The following is a 14,903-nucleotide window of genomic DNA, read 5'->3' as shown; positions in this document are numbered from 1 at the left end:
GGCGGGCTTGCCTGAGCCTGCGGCGCTCTTGCCTGACTCCCCAGCAGGCTCCGTCCGGGAAGTCTTCGTTGCCTTCCTGAAGCTCGGCCTCACGGCCTTCGGCGGCCCCGTCGCCCATCTCGGCTACTTTCGCGAGGCCTTCGTGGCGCGGCGGCGCTGGATCGACGAAGCGGCCTACGCCGACCTCGTCGCCCTGTGCCAGTTCCTCCCCGGTCCCGCCTCGAGCCAGGTCGGGTTCGCCCTTGGAATCCTTCGGGCGGGGAGCCTGTGGGGCGGGCTCGCGGCCTTTGCGGGCTTCACCCTGCCGTCCGCCCTGATCCTCGTCGGAATCGCCTACGGCGCCGGATCGGGCGGCCCCATGCTGGCTGGCCTCCTGCACGGCCTCAAGCTCGTCGCCGTGGCGGTCGTGGCCCAGGCCGTCTGGGGCATGGCCAGAACCCTGGCGCCGGACCCCATGCGTGCCGGGATCGCACTCGGCGCGCTCTGGCTCGCGGTGCTGGCCCCGACGGCGTTCGGTCAGGTCGGTGCGATCGGGTTCGGCGCCGTCGCCGGCCTCGTCCTGTGCCGGGCGATGGCTCCCACTCCGGTCGGACACCTCTCCGTTCCCCTGTCCCGGCGGACGGGGACCGTGGCGCTGACGCTGTTTCTGGGGCTGCTCGTCGGCTTGCCGATCCTGGCGACCTGGCTGCCCTCGCAGGGCATCGCCGTGGTCGATGCGTTCTACCGGGCCGGAGCCCTCGTCTTCGGCGGCGGCCACGTGGTGCTGCCGCTCCTGCGGGCCGGCACCGTCGATCCGGGCTGGATCGGCGCCGACGCGTTCCTCGCCGGCTACGGCGCGGCGCAGGCCGTGCCGGGGCCCCTCTTCACCTTCGCGGCCTATCTGGGTGCCGCCCTGAAGCCGCCGCCGAACGGATTTCCGGGCGCTGCCCTGGCACTCGCGGCGATCTTCCTGCCCGGCCTCCTCCTCGTCACCGGCGCCCTGCCCTTCTGGGACGAACTCCGCAGGAAGCCCCTGGCCCAGGCGGCCCTGCGCGGGGGCAACGCCGCCGTGGTCGGGCTGCTCGCCGCCGCCCTCTACGATCCGGTCTGGACGGGCGCCATCGGCAGCGCCCGCGATGTGGCCCTCGCCGCCACCGCCTTCGTGCTCCTGACGGTGGGGGGCGTCGCGCCCTGGATCGTCGTCGGGCTGACGGCCCTCGGCGGCCTCGCTTCGGGCGGCTGATCAGATACCCGCGTACCAGGGGAAGCCGAGTTCGGCGACCATGCTGCCGCGTCCCTTGCCGTAGCCGTCGACGCGCTCGGCCGCCTCGATGGCCGAGATGTACTTGAGGCTCTTGTAGCCGAGCTGGCGTTCCACGCGCAGGCGCAGGGGCGCGCCGTGCTTCACCGGCAGGTCGCCTCCGTTCATGCCGTAGGCGAGGATGGTCTGCGGGTGGAGCGCGTCGAACAGGTCGTAGCTGTCCCACCAGCCATCGACGCTGCGGATTACGATGAAGCGGGCCTCAGGCTTCAGCCCCACCTGCGCGAGGAGACGGGCCAGGGGTACGCCGGTCCACTCGCCGATGGCCGACCAGCCCTGCTCGCAGGAATGCAGGGTCACCTGGGTGCGCGACGGCATCGCCTTGAGGTCGGCGAGGGAGAAGGCGCCGGGCCGCTCCACGAGGCCGGTGACGGGCAGCTTCCAGTCGGCGAACGCAGTTTGCCTCGATCGCTTGTAGGCGGGGTCGTCGGGATCGGTGGTGTTGATGGTGGGGAACACCGTCGAGATCTGGCTGCGGTCGAACTCGCGCACCAGGGGCTGGTGCCGGAGCAGCCAGCGCTGGACCGCGAAGGTGAGGCCGTTGCTCCAGTCGTAGGGGGTGGCCAGATGCGACAGGGCCGGCGCATCGCAGCCGCTCACGAGGCCGGCACCGAAGAGGGCCCCCGAACCGGTGAGGAGGCGGCGGCGCGACAAGTCACGCATCGGGTGTCTCCCGGTTGGCTGGCGTGTCCGGCGGAACGGCGAAGCGCCCGGTGATCATCGAGCGCGTGAGGTTGACGGCCCCGCCGACGAAGACCTGACCGACATGGACGAGGAGGAACAGGACCAGCAGGCTGGCGAAGACGAAGTGCAGGGTGCGGGCCGATTGCCGGCCGCCGAACAGGGTGAAAAGCTCGGGGAACGCCGCCGTGACGCCGGGCGACATGGTGAGGCCGGTGAGCACCATCAGGGGGAACAAGCCCAGGATCACGGCCAGATAGGCGAATTTCTGCAGGGCGTTGTAGCGCAGAGCCTCCCGCCCCGTGGCCGGCCGCAGCCGGGCATGGTCGGCGATCTCGCGGGCGAGGTGGTCGGGCGCCAGCTGATCCCGGTCCGGCAGCAGGTTGCGGCGCAGATGTCCGCCGAAGAGCGCGAGGAGCAGGTAGAGCCCGCCGTTGCCGACGAGGATCCAGGCGGCGAGGAAGTGGAGATTACGGCCCCAGCCGGTCTGCTCGAGGTTCACCGGGAGAGGCAGCACCAGGGCGGCGGGGGCGTCGTTGGCGCCGGTCTCGCCCCAGAACAGGCGCGGCAGGGCGAGCAGGATTGCGATGCCGCTCACCAGGAGCGCGCCGAACGCAGCCGTGTTCACCCAATGGGTCAGGCGCACCCAGGCGCGGTGCCGGAACACCGTCTGCCGAGGCGCCCGGCCGGTCATGGCGTGGCACCGATCGTCCGCAGCACATCGAGGCGGTAGCGGTCCGTACGGGTCTGGCGATACGGCTCCAGGGTACCGGCGGTTCCGGCGATGAGCGCCTCGACGGCGTCGTCGCCGCTGAGCGGATAGTTCGTCTCGCCGATCCAGTGGACGAGGACGATGTCGGCACCGGGCTTCACCGCCTGCACCATGTGTCCGGCGAGGCGGGCGAGGTCGGCGCGGGTGAAGAAGTACAGCACCTCCGATACCAGGATGAGGTCGAACCGGCCGGGCGGCCACGCGTCGGGCACCGCCGCGCGCAGGAACGCGACGTGCGGGCTGTCGGCGCAGCGGGCACGGGCCGCCGCGATGGCGGTCTCGGCGACGTCGAGGGACAGGAGCCGGGTGCAACGTTCCGCCAGCCGCCGGGTCAGCACGCCGATGGAGCAGCCGACTTCCAGGGCCTCGCCATAGGTGTCTCGTGAGAGGGCCGCCAGGGTGGCGTCGTACTTGGCCGCCTCGTAGGCGCTGGTGGTGAACCCCCACGGGTCCGGGTTTCCGGCGTAGATGCCGTCGAAATAATCGGGCGGGAGGGATTCGGTAGGTCGGGTCATGCGGCGCGACCGGACTGGAGACCCGCGCGGTTCGAATCGCGCGGGTCGCGCCAGAGGGTGTCGGCCGGGCGGTCGTCGGCCAGCACGTGGGCGGCGGCGTGGGTCAGCGCCCGGTCGGGACCCGGCTGGCGCAGGTAGGTGGCGAGATCGCGCATGAGACGCTCCAGGGGGTGGGTCTGGAGGAAGCCGGCGAGCCCCACGGAGCGCTGGGCGCGCTCCAGCACGTCGAGGCCGGCGCGCTCCACGGCCATGCGGGTCAGGTTGACGTAGGCGATAACCCGCGCGGGCTCCGCGTCGGGGTCGTTGGCGAGGGCAGCGGCCCGGCTAACGAAGAGCCGCGCCGTCTCCACGGCGATGGCCGCCTCGCCGAGACGCGCCGCCTGATGCGGGTCGCCACCGCGCCCGGTGGCGACGAGATGCGCCCGCACGGTATCGAACACGGCCTCGATCCCGCCGAGCTGCACGGCGGTGAAGCGCCAGGCGCCACCGGAAAAATGCGGCTCGCGGAAGTAATCGTCGGCCTCACCCACCGCCGCCTGCCCGTCCACGGGAAGCCCGGAGAAGTCGAGCACCCCCGAGGTCGAGGCGCGCATGCCGTGGGCGCACCACGACGACAGGTCGGACCGGGTGTCGGGCTCCAGGGTGACGACGAGCATCTGCTGGCGCCCATCGGGCCGCCGCGCGGTGACGAGGGGTCGCGTCACCGATCCCGCCCCCGAGGCGAAGGATTTCACGCCACCGAGCAGGCCGGTCCCATGGGGATCGAGGTCGAGGCCGCCGGCCTGGGGCTGGGTGTTCCAGACCCCGAACAGGTGCCCGGCGCGGACATCCGCCGCGAGACGCGCGAGCACGGACTCGGACGCGTAGCGCAGGATCAGCGACAGGGCGTTGACGTGGCCCTCGTAGAGCCGCCCGAGGGCGAGGCTACCGCGGCCGACTTCCGCGAGGACGTCGAGGAGCACCGGCGCCATGGTGGGCGCATCAAGGCCAGCGCCGCCGAGGGCCACGGGAAGCGGTGCCGCGAGCAGGCCGGCCTCATGGCAATGGGCCACGTCCTGCGCCGGAAATCCGCCGGTTCGGTCGAGGGCGTCCGCCCGCTCGGCGGCGAGCCGCGAAACCGCGCGGGCGGCGGCGCGGATTCGGGCAGGGCCGGCTTCGATGCGATCGGGGACGAGGAAGTTCATCCCTTGGAACATGGAACAGGCCTGAGCTTCCGCCAGTCGCCCAAGGGTCACGGCCCCCGCAAAACATGCGGCTTTCCCGATGGCATTCGCTGCGGGTCCACCGCTCGGGCGCGGGCGGCCCTCTCCGTCTCAGCTCCAGGCGTGGAACGGCGGGGCGACCCCGTTGAGGGCGTGGTTGCCCACGATGGCGTATTTCCAGCGTACCGGGTCGTGCAGGGTGTGGGTGCGGGCGTTGCGCCAGTGCCGATCGAGGTTGTGCTCGTCGAGGGTCGAGCGGGTGCCGGCGAGTTCGAACAGGGTGTTGGTGGCCGCGAGCGCCACCTCCGTGGTCAGCACCTTCGCTTCCGCCACGGCGAGCTGTGCCGCCGCGACGCTGCCGGCGTCGGGGGCGGCCACCGCCGCGTCGAGGGCGAGGCCGGCCCGGTCGAGGAGGGCTTCCGCCGCGTGCAGGCGGATGGTGAGGTCGCCGACGATGGCGATGGTGTGGGGATCGTCCGAGGCCCGCTCCAGGCCGCTGTCGATCCAGGGCCGCGATTTCGTGCGCACGAACGCGACGGTCTCGGCCAGCGCCTCGCGGGCGATGCCGGCATCGACGGCGGCCTGGATGACCTGGAAGATCGCCCCGTTGGCGCTCGGACGTTCGTAGCCCTTCCACGCCGGCACGAGGTGGCTCTTCTCCACCCGCACGCCCTCGAGGATCACCGTGCCGCTCGCCGTGGTGCGCTGGCCGAAGCTCGACCAGTCGTCGATGACGGACAGGCCCGGCGCGTTGCGCTCGGCGATGGCGTACCAGGGGCGTCCCTGGTCGTCGACGGCGACGATGGGCACGAGGTGGGCGAGCAGCGCCCCCGTCGCGTAGAACTTGCGACCGTGGACGATGACATGGTCGCCGTGATCGACGAAATGGGTCTTGAAGTCGGCGGCCCTCGGCGTGCCGCTCTCGGAGAAGGCGTTGCCGAAGCGGGTGCCGGCCAGCACCTTGCCGAACAGCAGGGCCTTCTGCGCGTCGTCCGACACGGTGTCGATGGCGGCGACGATGCCGAGATGGTTCTGAGCGATCTGGCCGATGGAGGGATCGGCCGCCGAGACGATGGCGATCACCTGTGCGAGGGTCCGGTAGGACACGCCCGGCCCGCCATGGGCCTTGGGCACGTTGATCGACCACAGGCCGCTCTGCGAGAAGGCGTCGAGCTCGGCGAAGGGCCGGCGCCCCGTGCGGTCGCGCTCGGCCGCCTCCGTGCGGAACGCGTCCGCCAGGACGTGGGCGACGCGGAGTGCTTCGGCGTCGTCGCGGACGATGTGGGCGGGCTCCGACGGCTTCTCGGGGCCGGGGACTCCCTGGGGCACGCGGTTGGCCTCAATGGCACTCGCGCTGACGGCGATGTTCATGGCTGTTCTCCGGAGGATGTCGGAAGGGCGGTCGTTCGATTCAGGCGGCTTCCGCCCGGCGCCCGCGCTCCGCCTCCAGGGCCCGCACCCGTGGGATGATGTGCGCACCGAAATACGCGACCTCCTCCTGGAAATGCAGGAAGGCCAGAAGGGCCAGATCGACGCCGGCCTCCTTCAGGGCGACGATGCGCTCGGCGATCTGGTCGGGCGTACCGATGAGGTTGGTCTTGAAGCCGTCGTTGTACTGGACGAGGTCCTCGAAGCTCGATTTCGCCCAGTTCCCCTCCCCTTCCGGCGAAGCCTTGCCGGCGTTCTTCGCCTCGTGGCCGAAGGCCTTGACCGCCTCCGGGTCGGCGTTGTCGATGATCTCCTTGAGGACGGCGCGGGCCTCTTCCTCCGTGTCGCGGGCGATGACGAAGGCGTTGACGCCGACCTTGACGGAATGGCCGTTGGCCCGCGCCTTCGCCTGGATGTCGTCGACCTGAGCCCGGATGCCCTCGGGGGTGTTGCCGTTGGTGAAGTACCAATCGGACACCCGCGCCGCCATGTCCCGCGCCGCCCTCGACGAACCACCCTGGAAGATCTCCGGCTGCGGGTCGGCGGGTTTCGGTTTCAGGGTGTAATTCGTGTAGCGATAGAAATCGCCCCGGAACGTGAAGCTGTCCTGGGTCCAGATTCCGCGCAGTGCCGTAATGAACTCTTCCGAGCGCCGATAGCGCTCGTCGTGGTCGAGCCACGGCTCGCCGATGGCGCGGAACTCGCCCGAGAACCAGCCCGAGACCACGTTGATGGCGATGCGCCCCTCGCTCAACTGGCTGATGGTGGCGATCTGCTTGGCGGCCAGCGTCGGGTTCCACGGCCCCGGCAACAGGGCGGCGATCACCTTCAGTTTCGTGGTGGCGGCGAGCAGCGCATGACTGAAGGCCACGGATTCGTGCTGGTACTCAGCGCCGTAACCGGCGGTGAAGCGGATCTGCGTCAGGGCGTAGTCGAACCCTGCTTCCTCGGCGATCTGTGCCAGGCGCCGGTTGTAGGGCGCGTCCCAGCTCGTGCGTTGGGGAATCTTGCTGATGACGAGGCCGCCCGAGACATTGGGCACCCAGTAGGCGAACCGGATCGGGGCATCCGTCGCGTCGGCAGGTGGTCGAAGGCTCATGGGAGGATCCACATTCAAAAGGGGATACGTCCGGCGCCGAGCGCCGGACATGGAGCAACGAACTTCGCGAATGCTGGAGATGCAGCAGCAAAGTTGGTCGAAATATCAGGCGGCCCACAAATATTTGCGGCGCATTCTCGATCGATTTGAAGTATCGGCCCGTAATAGGTCTGCGTCAAAGGAAGCAAATGGCTTTTTGCGGCGCCGATGGAAAACAGCCTTCTCCCATTCGCATGTTCGACCACGCGATCGGTTCTCTGTCCGGCAGCACCGGGCTTTCCTCGGACGGGAGGGCGATGCTTCGCGGCGCGCAAGATTCCCCTCGTTCGCGCGGCGTTGCCGCCTTAAGGGGGGGCGGGGCGGAATTCCGGAGTCACGAAGGAGGGGGCTATTGCAGGGCGTATGTCCGGCCGCCGCCGCATCGCTTCGGCCGACAGATCCGCAGGGGCCAGAGCGAAGTGCCCATTGCGCGCCATGAGCGGTTTTCCACCATCGATCCGACTGCGCTTCTCTATTGGGCAGTTCGGTGGTCGCCTCGTGAGCAGATTACGTAAATTAAAGGCAATGTACCGATCTGCAATACGACGCGGATTGTCAGAATAAGCCGGACGTTTAAGAGGGCGTTAACGATTCGATGGCCAGATTGGGTGGATCGTTTCTTGATCGGCTGCACATCGCATCCGGACCGGCAGGCAGGATCATCGCCATGGCTCGTGCGTCCCTTCCGCCCCTCGTCGTGCTGCTGGCCGGCGACGAGTTGACCCGTTCGATCACCACGAGTTGCCTGGAAGCCTCCGGCTACGATGTCCTCAGCGCCCGCACAGCCGGCGAGGTCGAAGCGCTGCTCCTGAGTCAGACCGTCCTGCGCCGGGTCGATGTCCTGGTGACCGATGCCGACGTGCGCGACGCCGTCGAGGGCGTATCCCTCGGGGCCGTCGCCCGCTGCCTCGATCCCGCCGTCGGAGTGATCTACACCACGCGCTCGCCGCGCACCCTGCCCGACGCCATCGTGGCGGGGGCACCCTGTCTGCGCACGCCCTATCATGCGCATCAGCTCGTGCGTCTCATCGCCGATCTGCCCCGGTCGCCGGAACCGGGCCGGACCGCCGTACGCCGGGCTGCTTGAGGCTGCGCCCTTCGCGGGCACGGTGCGACCCACCGGGTGATGCGTCGGGCGGCTACCTCACGCCTTCAACCTTTCACAAACCATCGATCCTGTTACAATCGCAGGAGGAATTCGCCGAGTAACGCTTGTGCACGATGTTCGTCAGACCGCGTTCGACATTATCCATCGGCTGCGATCGGCGGGGACTCAGCGGGCAGTCTATGCGGAGTTGCGCCGCACGGGGGCGATCTTCGGCTACGACGCGTTCCTCATCGGCGGCCTGCCGCAGTCACCGAACGAGAACCTGTCCGACTGTTCGCTGATTTCGGGCTGGCCGGTCGGCTGGGCGCAGCGTTACCAGGAGCGGAACCACCTCCATCGGGACCCGGTCATCCGCTACATCCGGGCGACGACGGAGCCGTTCCTGTGGCAGGAGGCGGCGACCCGTGGCGACGGGCACGGCCTCACCGTGATGAACGAGGCACGGGAGTACGGCCTCAGGGAGGGCTTCTGCGTCCCCTTCCACGAACTCGACGGCGGCGAGGCCGGGGTCAGCTTCGGCGGTACGCAGGTGCGGCTGTCGGATGATGCCCGCGCCGGCCTGCACCTCGTGGCGATCTACGCCATGTCCCGGGCCAAGGCGATCGCGCGCCGGATGCAGGACGACGATGCGGCGGATCGGGCTTTCGCGGGGCTGACCGACCGAGAGGTCGAGTGCCTGAAATGGGCCGCCGCCGGCAAGACCGCCTGGGAGACCTCCGTGATCCTGTCGATCTCCGCACGCACGGTGGAGCATCACCTCGCGGCCGCGGCGCGCAAGCTCAACGCAGCCAGTCGCGTCCAGAGCGTCGCCGAAGCCTTGCGGCGGGGCATCATAAGCTGATTCCAGTCGCCGCGATCCTCCGTAGATCTACGGATGCCTGATCGACCCAAGCTTGGCCAGAACTCCCTGCATCGCAGGGAGATCGGGCATGTTGAAGGTTCTGAGCGGCGACGTCGAGGCGCGGAATCCCGTCCTCATGGATCGGATCTATCGCTTCCGGCACGATTTTTTCGTCGATCACCTCAAGTGGGAGGCCTGCCGCAAGCCGGACGGCCGCGAGCGCGACCAGTTCGACGGGCCTGACTGCCTGCACGTCGTCGGCCAAGAACCGGTCGGCCGACAAACGGCCGATCAAGAATTGGCCGGTCAACAGACGGCCGGTCAGGCGAGCGAAGTCATCGTCTCCTATTCGCGCCTGTTGCCCACCACCCGACCGCACCTGCAGACCCACCTTTATCCGGAACTCCTCAAGGGCGCGTCGGCGCCGTCGGGGCCGCGCATCTACGAATGGACGCGCTGCGCCGTGGCTCCGGCCAAGCGCGAAAGCGCCAAGGGCGTGGATGCCGTCTCGGGTGCCTCCTTCACCGCCGTGGCCGAGGCCGCCGAACATTTCGGCCTCGAAGGGCTCCTGGTCCAGACCCACCCGGTGCTGGTGACGCGCCTCATGGAGATGGGCTGGGACGTGGAGCCCCTCGCCCTGCCCTGCCCCTACGGCGATTCGCTCCTGCTACCGATCTACGCACGCCTGACCCCGGAGACCGTGGCCACCTGTCGACGGGTGTTCGGCCTGCCCGGATCGGTGCTGCGGATGCCCGCCCCCGACAGTCCGCGGCCGGCCGCGCGGTCCTCCCGCCGCCCGATGCCGTGAGCGGATCGCCACAACGCCCTTTCCCGCCTGTTGCCAGAGTACCACGATGCCGACCTTCCCCCACGAAATGCCCCTTCGCGCCCGTTCCGATCAGGACATCCCGGATCTCGAGGTCGAGCTCGTCTACCGCGCCGTCGATCACGCCATCCAACTGCGGGAATCCGTGGACCGGATCGCCGATCCGCTTCTGCGCACCCTGACCGATACGCTCCTGTTCGAGCTCGGCCGCCGCCTGGCGCGCCTGGAGGGCGAATGAAGGTGGGCACATGACCACGCTTGCGGGTGGGCCGCCGATCCGCAGGCGTGACGCGCCCTGCGCGGGCGGCCCCCGGCCGGACTTCAGGACCGTGTCCGAATATGGTCGAAATCGAGCCCGGCCGTCTCGATGACGATCTGGGTCCGGCTGCCCACTTCGAGCTTGCGCAGGATCTCCGTGACATGCGCCTTCACGGTGGAATCGCCGACCTGGAGGGCATGGGCGATCTGCTTGTTGAGCTTGCCCTGGCGGATCATGCCGAGCACTCGCATCTGCTGGGGCGTGAGCCGGGCGACGCGCTCTGCGAGTTGCGTCCGCTCGGGCCGATTCGCGGCGCCGGCCAGGGCGGGCGGCAGGGAGAGGCCGCCCGCCAGGACGTCCGCGATCGCCCGCGTGAGGGTCGCCTTGTCCACCGCCTTGGGGACGAAGCCGGCCGCGCCGTGATGGATGGCGTCGCGCATGATGCGCGGATCGTCGAGGCCCGACACCACGAGGATCGGCACGCGGGCGAACTGCGCCCGGATGGTGGCGAGGCCGTCGAAACCCTGCACGCCCTGCATCGACAGGTCGAGGAGAACGAGCTCGATGGCTCGCTCGCGCCCCAGGGTGGCGCAGGCGCCGGCAATCCCGTCCGCCTCGTGGAGCACCGCCCCCGGATAGGCGAGGGCGAGCGTGCTGGCCAAGGCCTCGCGAAACAGCGGGTGGTCGTCGACGATGAGGAGATGCATGGCGCGCTCACCTTGGGTCGGAACGATCCTGCGATGGTTCACACCGACCGCTTCCCGTCCAGCCTTCCCGTGCGGCGGTGGCGCCAGGGGAGCACGGTGCGGCCGTGGTGTCGAACGGGACCCAGGCTCCGTCCCCACCTGGGCTTCGTCTGCACCTAAGCAGGATTGCGCCATCGGGCCAACGTTCCCCCGGCCCACGACCGGGAAGCGACTGGCCGTGCTGCGCGTCGGGATCCCTCGCGAGGCCGGGCACCGGTTTTGCAGATCCCGTCCCCAACACCTCCCGGCAGCCGCGAACCGTCTTCGGATCGTCACCTCGCGGCTCCATGCGGGACCGGAACGGGAAGGCGATCAGACCCATGGACAGCCGACGCTGCATCCTCATCGGCGCGCCCGTGCAGGCGGGCACACGGCGTCTCGGCTGCGATATGGGACCGAGCGCCTACCGGGCGGCCGGCCTCGGGCCTGCGCTCGCCGCCCTCGGCCTCGCCGTCGAGGATCGCGGCAATCTCGCGCCCTCGCCCGTCTCCGTCCCGTGCCACCCCAACCCGGCCGTCCACGGTCTCGCCGAGGTCGCAGCCTGGACCGCCGCCCTCACGGGGGCCGCCGACGACGCAGCGGGCGCGGGGGTGCCGATCTTTCTCGGCGGCGACCACAGCCTGTCGGCGGGGACCGTCGCGGGCATGAGCCGGCGGGCGGCCCGCGAAGGGCGCCCGCTCTTCGTGCTGTGGCTCGACGCTCACCCGGACCTGCATACCCTCGACACCACCACGAGCGGCAACCTCCACGGGGTGCCCATGGCCTACGCCACGGGGGCTTCGGGCTTCGAAGGTTACCTGCCGCCGCTGGGCGCACCCGTCGATCCGCGCCACGTCTGCATGATCGGCCTGCGCAGCGTCGATCCGGCGGAGCGCGCGGCGCTGGCCACGGCGGGCATCCGCGTCCACGACATGCGCGCCATCGACGAGAACGGCATCGGCGTGCTGCTGGCGGGTTTTCTCGACCGGGTGTCGGGCGCCGGCGGTCTCCTGCACGTGAGCCTCGACGTCGATTTCCTCGAGCCCGGCATCGCGCCGGGGGTGGGCACCACGGTGCCGGGCGGCGCCACGTTCCGCGAGGCGCATCTCGCCATGGAGATGCTGCACGACAGTGGCCTCGTGCGCGGCCTCGATCTGGTCGAACTCAACCCGTTCCTCGACGAGCGCGGCCGCACCGCCCTGCTCATGTCGGATCTCGCCGCCAGTCTCATGGGCCGCCGGGTCCTCGACCGGCCGACCCCGAGTTTCTGATGGAAGGCCTGAAGGCGCTTGATTGCGAGGGGGTGTGGATCAGGCCGCCTGGGCCGATTCGGCGTGAAGGTCGCGGAGAAACGCGGCCGTGACATCTTCCAGAAGGACGACCTGATCGCGCACGGCCCGTGTCGAGGTCTGGACCTCGTCGGCCACGGCCGTGGTCGTTCCGAGGGCGGCCGCGACGGCGGTCACCTGGGTGGTGGCCGATTGCGCGTCCTCTACGGCGGCACCGACATTGGCGTCCATGGCCCGCGTCGCCGCGCGCTGGCGCTCGATGGCCTCAAACATCGCCGAAGTCGTGCGTTCGACATCGGCGATCCGCGCCGCGAAGCCGCGCATGAAGGCGATGGAGGTCTGCGTCGCTCCCTCGACGTCGCGGATCTGGGCCGCGATCTCTTCCGTCGCCCGGGCGGTCTGGCCGGCCAGCGTCTTCACCTCCGCCGCGACTACGGCGAAGCCCCGGCCGGCCGGGCCGGCGCGCGCGGCCTCGATGGTGGCGTTGAGGGCGAGCAGGTTGGTCTGCTCGGCCACCTGCCGGATCGCCGTGATCACCGAGCCGATCCGCTCGACGGAGACGGTGAGAGCGCCGATGGTCTCGCCGGTCTGGCGCGCCTCGTCGGCGGCGGCACGGGTGACGGTGTCGGTGGCCGCGAGGTGCCCGGCGATCTCGTCGGCCGCCGCCGTGAGACCGAGGCAGGTCTGCGCGATCTGATGGATGTTGCGACCGGCGTGCCGCGAACTCGCCGTCGCGCCGTCCGTGGTGTGCGTCGTCTCCTGGGCGAACCGCATGAGGCGGCCAGCGCTGCCCTCCATGGTTCCGAGGGTCTGGCCGATGGTCCCCACGGCACGGCCCACTATCCCCTGGAACGCCTGGACCTGAGCCTCGACGGCGAGCATCCGGGCCCGCTCGGCCTCGACCCTGGCCTCGATTTGAGCCATGGCCCGAGCCTTCAGGGTCTCGGCGGCGTCCCGGTCGGCCACGCTCTGCTGCAGGGCATCGCTCGCTGCGGCCCCGGCCTGGAGGCTCGCCACCAGCCAGACGAGGACACCGGTCTGGGCGATCAGGATGACGGCATGGAGGAGGACCCGGTCGATCCCCGCGCCATCCGGGAAGACGAAGCTCGGCACGATCAGGGAGAGCCCGAGATGGTGCACGGCGACAACGGCGGCGTAGGCCACCAGGGCCTTCCAATCGAGCCAGGCGGCGACGATGGCGAGGCAGGCGAAGAAGTACATGTGCACGTCGAGCTGGAGCGAGCGCCCGCCGCCCTCGCGGTGGAGGATCGCCACGAGAACCGCGACGAGGCCGGCGAGCGCCATGCTGGAAGCGATCCGGGTTCGTGCCCCGATGAGGCTGCGCGTGCTCAGAATGGTCGGCGGAAGCGCGAGGGCGAGGGCGGCCCCCGCCGCCGCCGCGTTCGGCAGGCTGCCTTGCCACGCGTTGAGCCCGATGACGAGGGCGACATTGACCCAAAGGAGCGCCACGATCGTCTTGCCGGACGTGGTCCGGATCTTGTCCAGTGTGGAGGCCCGTGGTGGAACCGGGTGCAGCGTCATGGGGCATTACCGAAGGGTTCACGCGTCGTCGGACAACCCGAGACGCTGCTGGCGTTGACGACGACCCAGGCCCCGGCCGCGCGCAGGCGCTGCGGGAAGTCCGCGTGCTCCGACACGGCAACCGCCATCCCGGCCATCCCGGCCTCGCGCAGCACGCGGCCGTCTGCCTCTCTGATGAGTTCGAGGAGCCGGATGGCGTTCGACCAGGGCGGAGCGATTACCAAAACGGGGCGGCCGGCCTCGGGCGCACCCACGATCAGGAGCGGGATTCCGATGGCCATTGCGAAGGGGACGAGCAGGTCGGACAGGAGCGCCATGAACAATGAATAGGCCTGCTTCCTTTGAAGAAGCTCTTAACGCTGCTTGAGTAAGCGCGTTGCCGGACGGCCTATCACTTGAGTTTCACCAATGGTGATCGGTTCAGGTGAGGCTGAAGATTGGTTGTTGCCGGCTCACGCGATGCCGGAAATGGTGGATCTATTTGTGTCGAACGGTGGGCTCAATAAGCATTTTTGGTGCTGATCAAAGACATCGGTGTCGCGAGCATGATCTTGATGTCGAACAGGACCGACCAGTTTTCGATATAGTGCAGGTCGTGTTCGACCCGGCGCTGGATCTTGTCGCTGGTGTCGGTCTCGCCACGCCAGCCGTTGACCTGCGCCCAGCCGGTGATCCCCGGCTTGACCTTGTGGCGGGNCTACGGCGGTGCCGGAACCGACACCCTCGTGTACGATGCCGATATAGTGCAGGTCGTGTTCGACCCGGCGCTGGATCTTGTCGCTGGTGTCGGTCTCGCCACGCCAGCCGTTGACCTGCGCCCAGCCGGTGATCCCCGGCTTGACCTTGTGGCGGGCGAAATAACCGTCCACCACCTGATCGTAGAGCGTGTTCGAGACGTGACCCTGCAGGGCGTGGGGCCGCGGCCCGACGAGGGACAACTCACCCTTGATCACGTTGAACAGCTGCGGCAACTCGTCCAGGGACGTCCGGCGGATGAAGCGGCCCACCGGCGTCACCCGCGGGTCGCCCCGGGTCACCTGCCGGCTCGCGGCGACGTCGGCCTTGTCGTTGTACATCGAGCGGAACTTGTAGACCTCGATGGCCTCGTTGTTGAAGCCGTAGCGCTTCTGCCGGAACAGGACCGGACCGGGCGAGGTGAGGGCGACGGCCAAGGCCACGCCGAGCATCACCGGGCTGAGCGCCACCAGCATGGCGAGACCGACGAGGCGGTCGAACACGCTCTTGGCGATGATGTCCCAGTCGGCCATCGGCTTGTT

17 protein-coding genes and 1 pseudogene are annotated in these 14,903 nt (G+C 69.5%); 6 read left to right on the top strand and 12 right to left on the bottom strand.

Annotated elements, in window-relative coordinates; translation table 11 throughout:
- The first annotated feature begins 28 nt into the window (after nucleotides 1–28).
- Nucleotides 29–1,222 carry a chromate efflux transporter gene (gene chrA, locus ASF52_RS09440; RefSeq protein WP_056171182.1) on the top strand — a complete coding sequence of 398 codons (1,194 nt, stop codon included), beginning with the start codon at nucleotides 29–31 and terminating at the stop codon, nucleotides 1,220–1,222.
- Here chrA and ASF52_RS09435 read toward each other — a convergent pair whose 3' ends face one another.
- The 7 genes from ASF52_RS09435 to ASF52_RS23055 form a co-directional block, all read right to left on the bottom strand.
- Entirely contained in the window at nucleotides 1,223–1,963 is a 741-nt protein-coding gene (locus ASF52_RS09435) for a molybdopterin-dependent oxidoreductase (RefSeq protein WP_056171180.1), read from the bottom strand.
- Nucleotides 1,956–2,675 carry a cytochrome b/b6 domain-containing protein gene (locus tag ASF52_RS09430; RefSeq protein WP_056171178.1) on the bottom strand — a complete coding sequence of 240 codons (720 nt, stop codon included), beginning with the start codon at nucleotides 2,673–2,675 and terminating at the stop codon, nucleotides 1,956–1,958. The genes ASF52_RS09435 and ASF52_RS09430 overlap by 8 nt, the downstream gene beginning before the upstream one ends.
- The gene (locus tag ASF52_RS09425; RefSeq protein ID WP_056171175.1) at nucleotides 2,672–3,268 is read right to left on the bottom strand and encodes an SAM-dependent methyltransferase; all 597 of its coding nucleotides are present in this window, start codon (nucleotides 3,266–3,268) and stop codon (nucleotides 2,672–2,674) included. Before ASF52_RS09425 ends, ASF52_RS09430 begins: the two co-directional genes overlap by 4 nt.
- A complete protein-coding gene (locus ASF52_RS09420; RefSeq protein WP_056171171.1) occupies nucleotides 3,265–4,452 on the bottom strand; it encodes an acyl-CoA dehydrogenase family protein in 1,188 nt (395 codons plus the stop codon). The genes ASF52_RS09425 and ASF52_RS09420 overlap by 4 nt, the downstream gene beginning before the upstream one ends.
- A 129-nt stretch (nucleotides 4,453–4,581) precedes the next feature.
- Nucleotides 4,582–5,841, bottom strand: coding sequence for an SfnB family sulfur acquisition oxidoreductase (locus ASF52_RS09415; RefSeq protein WP_056171168.1), 1,260 nt, complete (start codon nucleotides 5,839–5,841; stop codon nucleotides 4,582–4,584).
- A gap of 40 nt (nucleotides 5,842–5,881) precedes the next feature.
- Entirely contained in the window at nucleotides 5,882–6,997 is a 1,116-nt protein-coding gene (sfnG, locus tag ASF52_RS09410; protein ID WP_056171165.1) for a dimethylsulfone monooxygenase SfnG, read from the bottom strand.
- A 14-nt stretch (nucleotides 6,998–7,011) separates the two neighbouring features.
- Nucleotides 7,012–7,311 (bottom strand): hypothetical protein, encoded by a 300-nt coding sequence (locus ASF52_RS23055; protein WP_156630029.1) that lies wholly within the window; start codon nucleotides 7,309–7,311, stop codon nucleotides 7,012–7,014.
- Nucleotides 7,312–7,703: 392 nt separating this feature from the next.
- Here ASF52_RS23055 and ASF52_RS09405 point away from each other — a divergent pair, with 392 nt between their 5' ends.
- The 4 genes from ASF52_RS09405 (at nucleotide 7,704) to ASF52_RS09390 (ending at nucleotide 10,049) form a co-directional block, all read left to right on the top strand.
- On the top strand, nucleotides 7,704–8,123 hold the full coding sequence (locus ASF52_RS09405; RefSeq protein ID WP_056171163.1) for a hypothetical protein: 420 nt from the start codon (nucleotides 7,704–7,706) through the stop codon (nucleotides 8,121–8,123).
- Nucleotides 8,124–8,250: 127 nt separating this feature from the next.
- Complete coding sequence (locus ASF52_RS09400) at nucleotides 8,251–8,985, top strand: helix-turn-helix transcriptional regulator (RefSeq protein WP_056171160.1); 735 nt, start codon at nucleotides 8,251–8,253, stop codon at nucleotides 8,983–8,985.
- An 88-nt stretch (nucleotides 8,986–9,073) separates the two neighbouring features.
- Nucleotides 9,074–9,793: an acyl-homoserine-lactone synthase gene (locus tag ASF52_RS09395; RefSeq protein ID WP_056171159.1), complete on the top strand. Its 720-nt coding sequence runs from the start codon at nucleotides 9,074–9,076 to the stop codon at nucleotides 9,791–9,793.
- Between the two features lie 46 nt (nucleotides 9,794–9,839).
- On the top strand, nucleotides 9,840–10,049 hold the full coding sequence (locus tag ASF52_RS09390; protein ID WP_156368951.1) for a hypothetical protein: 210 nt from the start codon (nucleotides 9,840–9,842) through the stop codon (nucleotides 10,047–10,049).
- A gap of 83 nt (nucleotides 10,050–10,132) precedes the next feature.
- Here the strand turns inward: ASF52_RS09390 and ASF52_RS09385 are convergent, their stop codons facing one another.
- A complete protein-coding gene (locus ASF52_RS09385) occupies nucleotides 10,133–10,777 on the bottom strand; it encodes a response regulator (RefSeq protein WP_082478997.1) in 645 nt (214 codons plus the stop codon).
- A 359-nt stretch (nucleotides 10,778–11,136) separates the two neighbouring features.
- Here ASF52_RS09385 and rocF point away from each other — a divergent pair, with 359 nt between their 5' ends.
- Nucleotides 11,137–12,066, top strand: coding sequence for an arginase (gene rocF, locus ASF52_RS09380; protein ID WP_056171150.1), 930 nt, complete (start codon nucleotides 11,137–11,139; stop codon nucleotides 12,064–12,066).
- 39 nt (nucleotides 12,067–12,105) lie between these two features.
- On the opposite strand, the gene ASF52_RS23460 is transcribed toward rocF, so the two are convergent.
- From ASF52_RS23460 to ASF52_RS09365, 4 genes and pseudogenes are all read right to left on the bottom strand, one after another.
- The gene (locus tag ASF52_RS23460) at nucleotides 12,106–13,626 is read right to left on the bottom strand and encodes a methyl-accepting chemotaxis protein (RefSeq protein WP_056171147.1); all 1,521 of its coding nucleotides are present in this window, start codon (nucleotides 13,624–13,626) and stop codon (nucleotides 12,106–12,108) included.
- Nucleotides 13,623–13,943 (bottom strand): hypothetical protein, encoded by a 321-nt coding sequence (locus tag ASF52_RS09370; RefSeq protein ID WP_056171144.1) that lies wholly within the window; start codon nucleotides 13,941–13,943, stop codon nucleotides 13,623–13,625. The genes ASF52_RS23460 and ASF52_RS09370 overlap by 4 nt, the downstream gene beginning before the upstream one ends.
- A gap of 182 nt (nucleotides 13,944–14,125) precedes the next feature.
- A pseudogene (locus ASF52_RS21955) lies at nucleotides 14,126–14,322 on the bottom strand (sugar transferase); the annotation flags it as partial.
- 1 nt (nucleotide 14,323) lies between these two features.
- Nucleotides 14,324–14,903: sugar transferase (locus ASF52_RS09365; RefSeq protein ID WP_210166785.1), on the bottom strand; the 580-nt coding region annotated here is incomplete at both ends.

Origin of the sequence: Methylobacterium sp. Leaf112, assembly GCF_001423295.1 — a bacterium.
Classification (GTDB): Bacteria; Pseudomonadota; Alphaproteobacteria; order Rhizobiales; family Beijerinckiaceae; genus Methylobacterium.
This window is presented reverse-complemented; position numbering and strand designations above follow the sequence as displayed.

Bases quoted from the DNA above. Each gene is read 5' to 3' on its own strand.
- ASF52_RS09435 (WP_056171180.1), bottom strand. From the start codon at position 1,963: ATGCGTGACTTGTCGCGCCGCCGCCTCCTCACCGGTTCGGGGGCCCTC.
- ASF52_RS09430 (WP_056171178.1), bottom strand. From the start codon at position 2,675: ATGACCGGCCGGGCGCCTCGGCAGACGGTGTTCCGGCACCGCGCCTGG.
- ASF52_RS09425 (WP_056171175.1), bottom strand. From the start codon at position 3,268: ATGACCCGACCTACCGAATCCCTCCCGCCCGATTATTTCGACGGCATC.
- ASF52_RS09420 (WP_056171171.1), bottom strand. From the start codon at position 4,452: ATGAACTTCCTCGTCCCCGATCGCATCGAAGCCGGCCCTGCCCGAATC.
- ASF52_RS09415 (WP_056171168.1), bottom strand. From the start codon at position 5,841: ATGAACATCGCCGTCAGCGCGAGTGCCATTGAGGCCAACCGCGTGCCC.
- sfnG (WP_056171165.1), bottom strand. From the start codon at position 6,997: ATGAGCCTTCGACCACCTGCCGACGCGACGGATGCCCCGATCCGGTTC.
- ASF52_RS09405 (WP_056171163.1), top strand. From the start codon at position 7,704: ATGGCTCGTGCGTCCCTTCCGCCCCTCGTCGTGCTGCTGGCCGGCGAC.
- ASF52_RS09395 (WP_056171159.1), top strand. From the start codon at position 9,074: ATGTTGAAGGTTCTGAGCGGCGACGTCGAGGCGCGGAATCCCGTCCTC.
- ASF52_RS09390 (WP_156368951.1), top strand. From the start codon at position 9,840: ATGCCGACCTTCCCCCACGAAATGCCCCTTCGCGCCCGTTCCGATCAG.
- ASF52_RS09385 (WP_082478997.1), bottom strand. From the start codon at position 10,777: ATGCATCTCCTCATCGTCGACGACCACCCGCTGTTTCGCGAGGCCTTG.
- rocF (WP_056171150.1), top strand. From the start codon at position 11,137: ATGGACAGCCGACGCTGCATCCTCATCGGCGCGCCCGTGCAGGCGGGC.
- ASF52_RS23460 (WP_056171147.1), bottom strand. From the start codon at position 13,626: ATGACGCTGCACCCGGTTCCACCACGGGCCTCCACACTGGACAAGATC.
- ASF52_RS09370 (WP_056171144.1), bottom strand. From the start codon at position 13,943: ATGGCGCTCCTGTCCGACCTGCTCGTCCCCTTCGCAATGGCCATCGGA.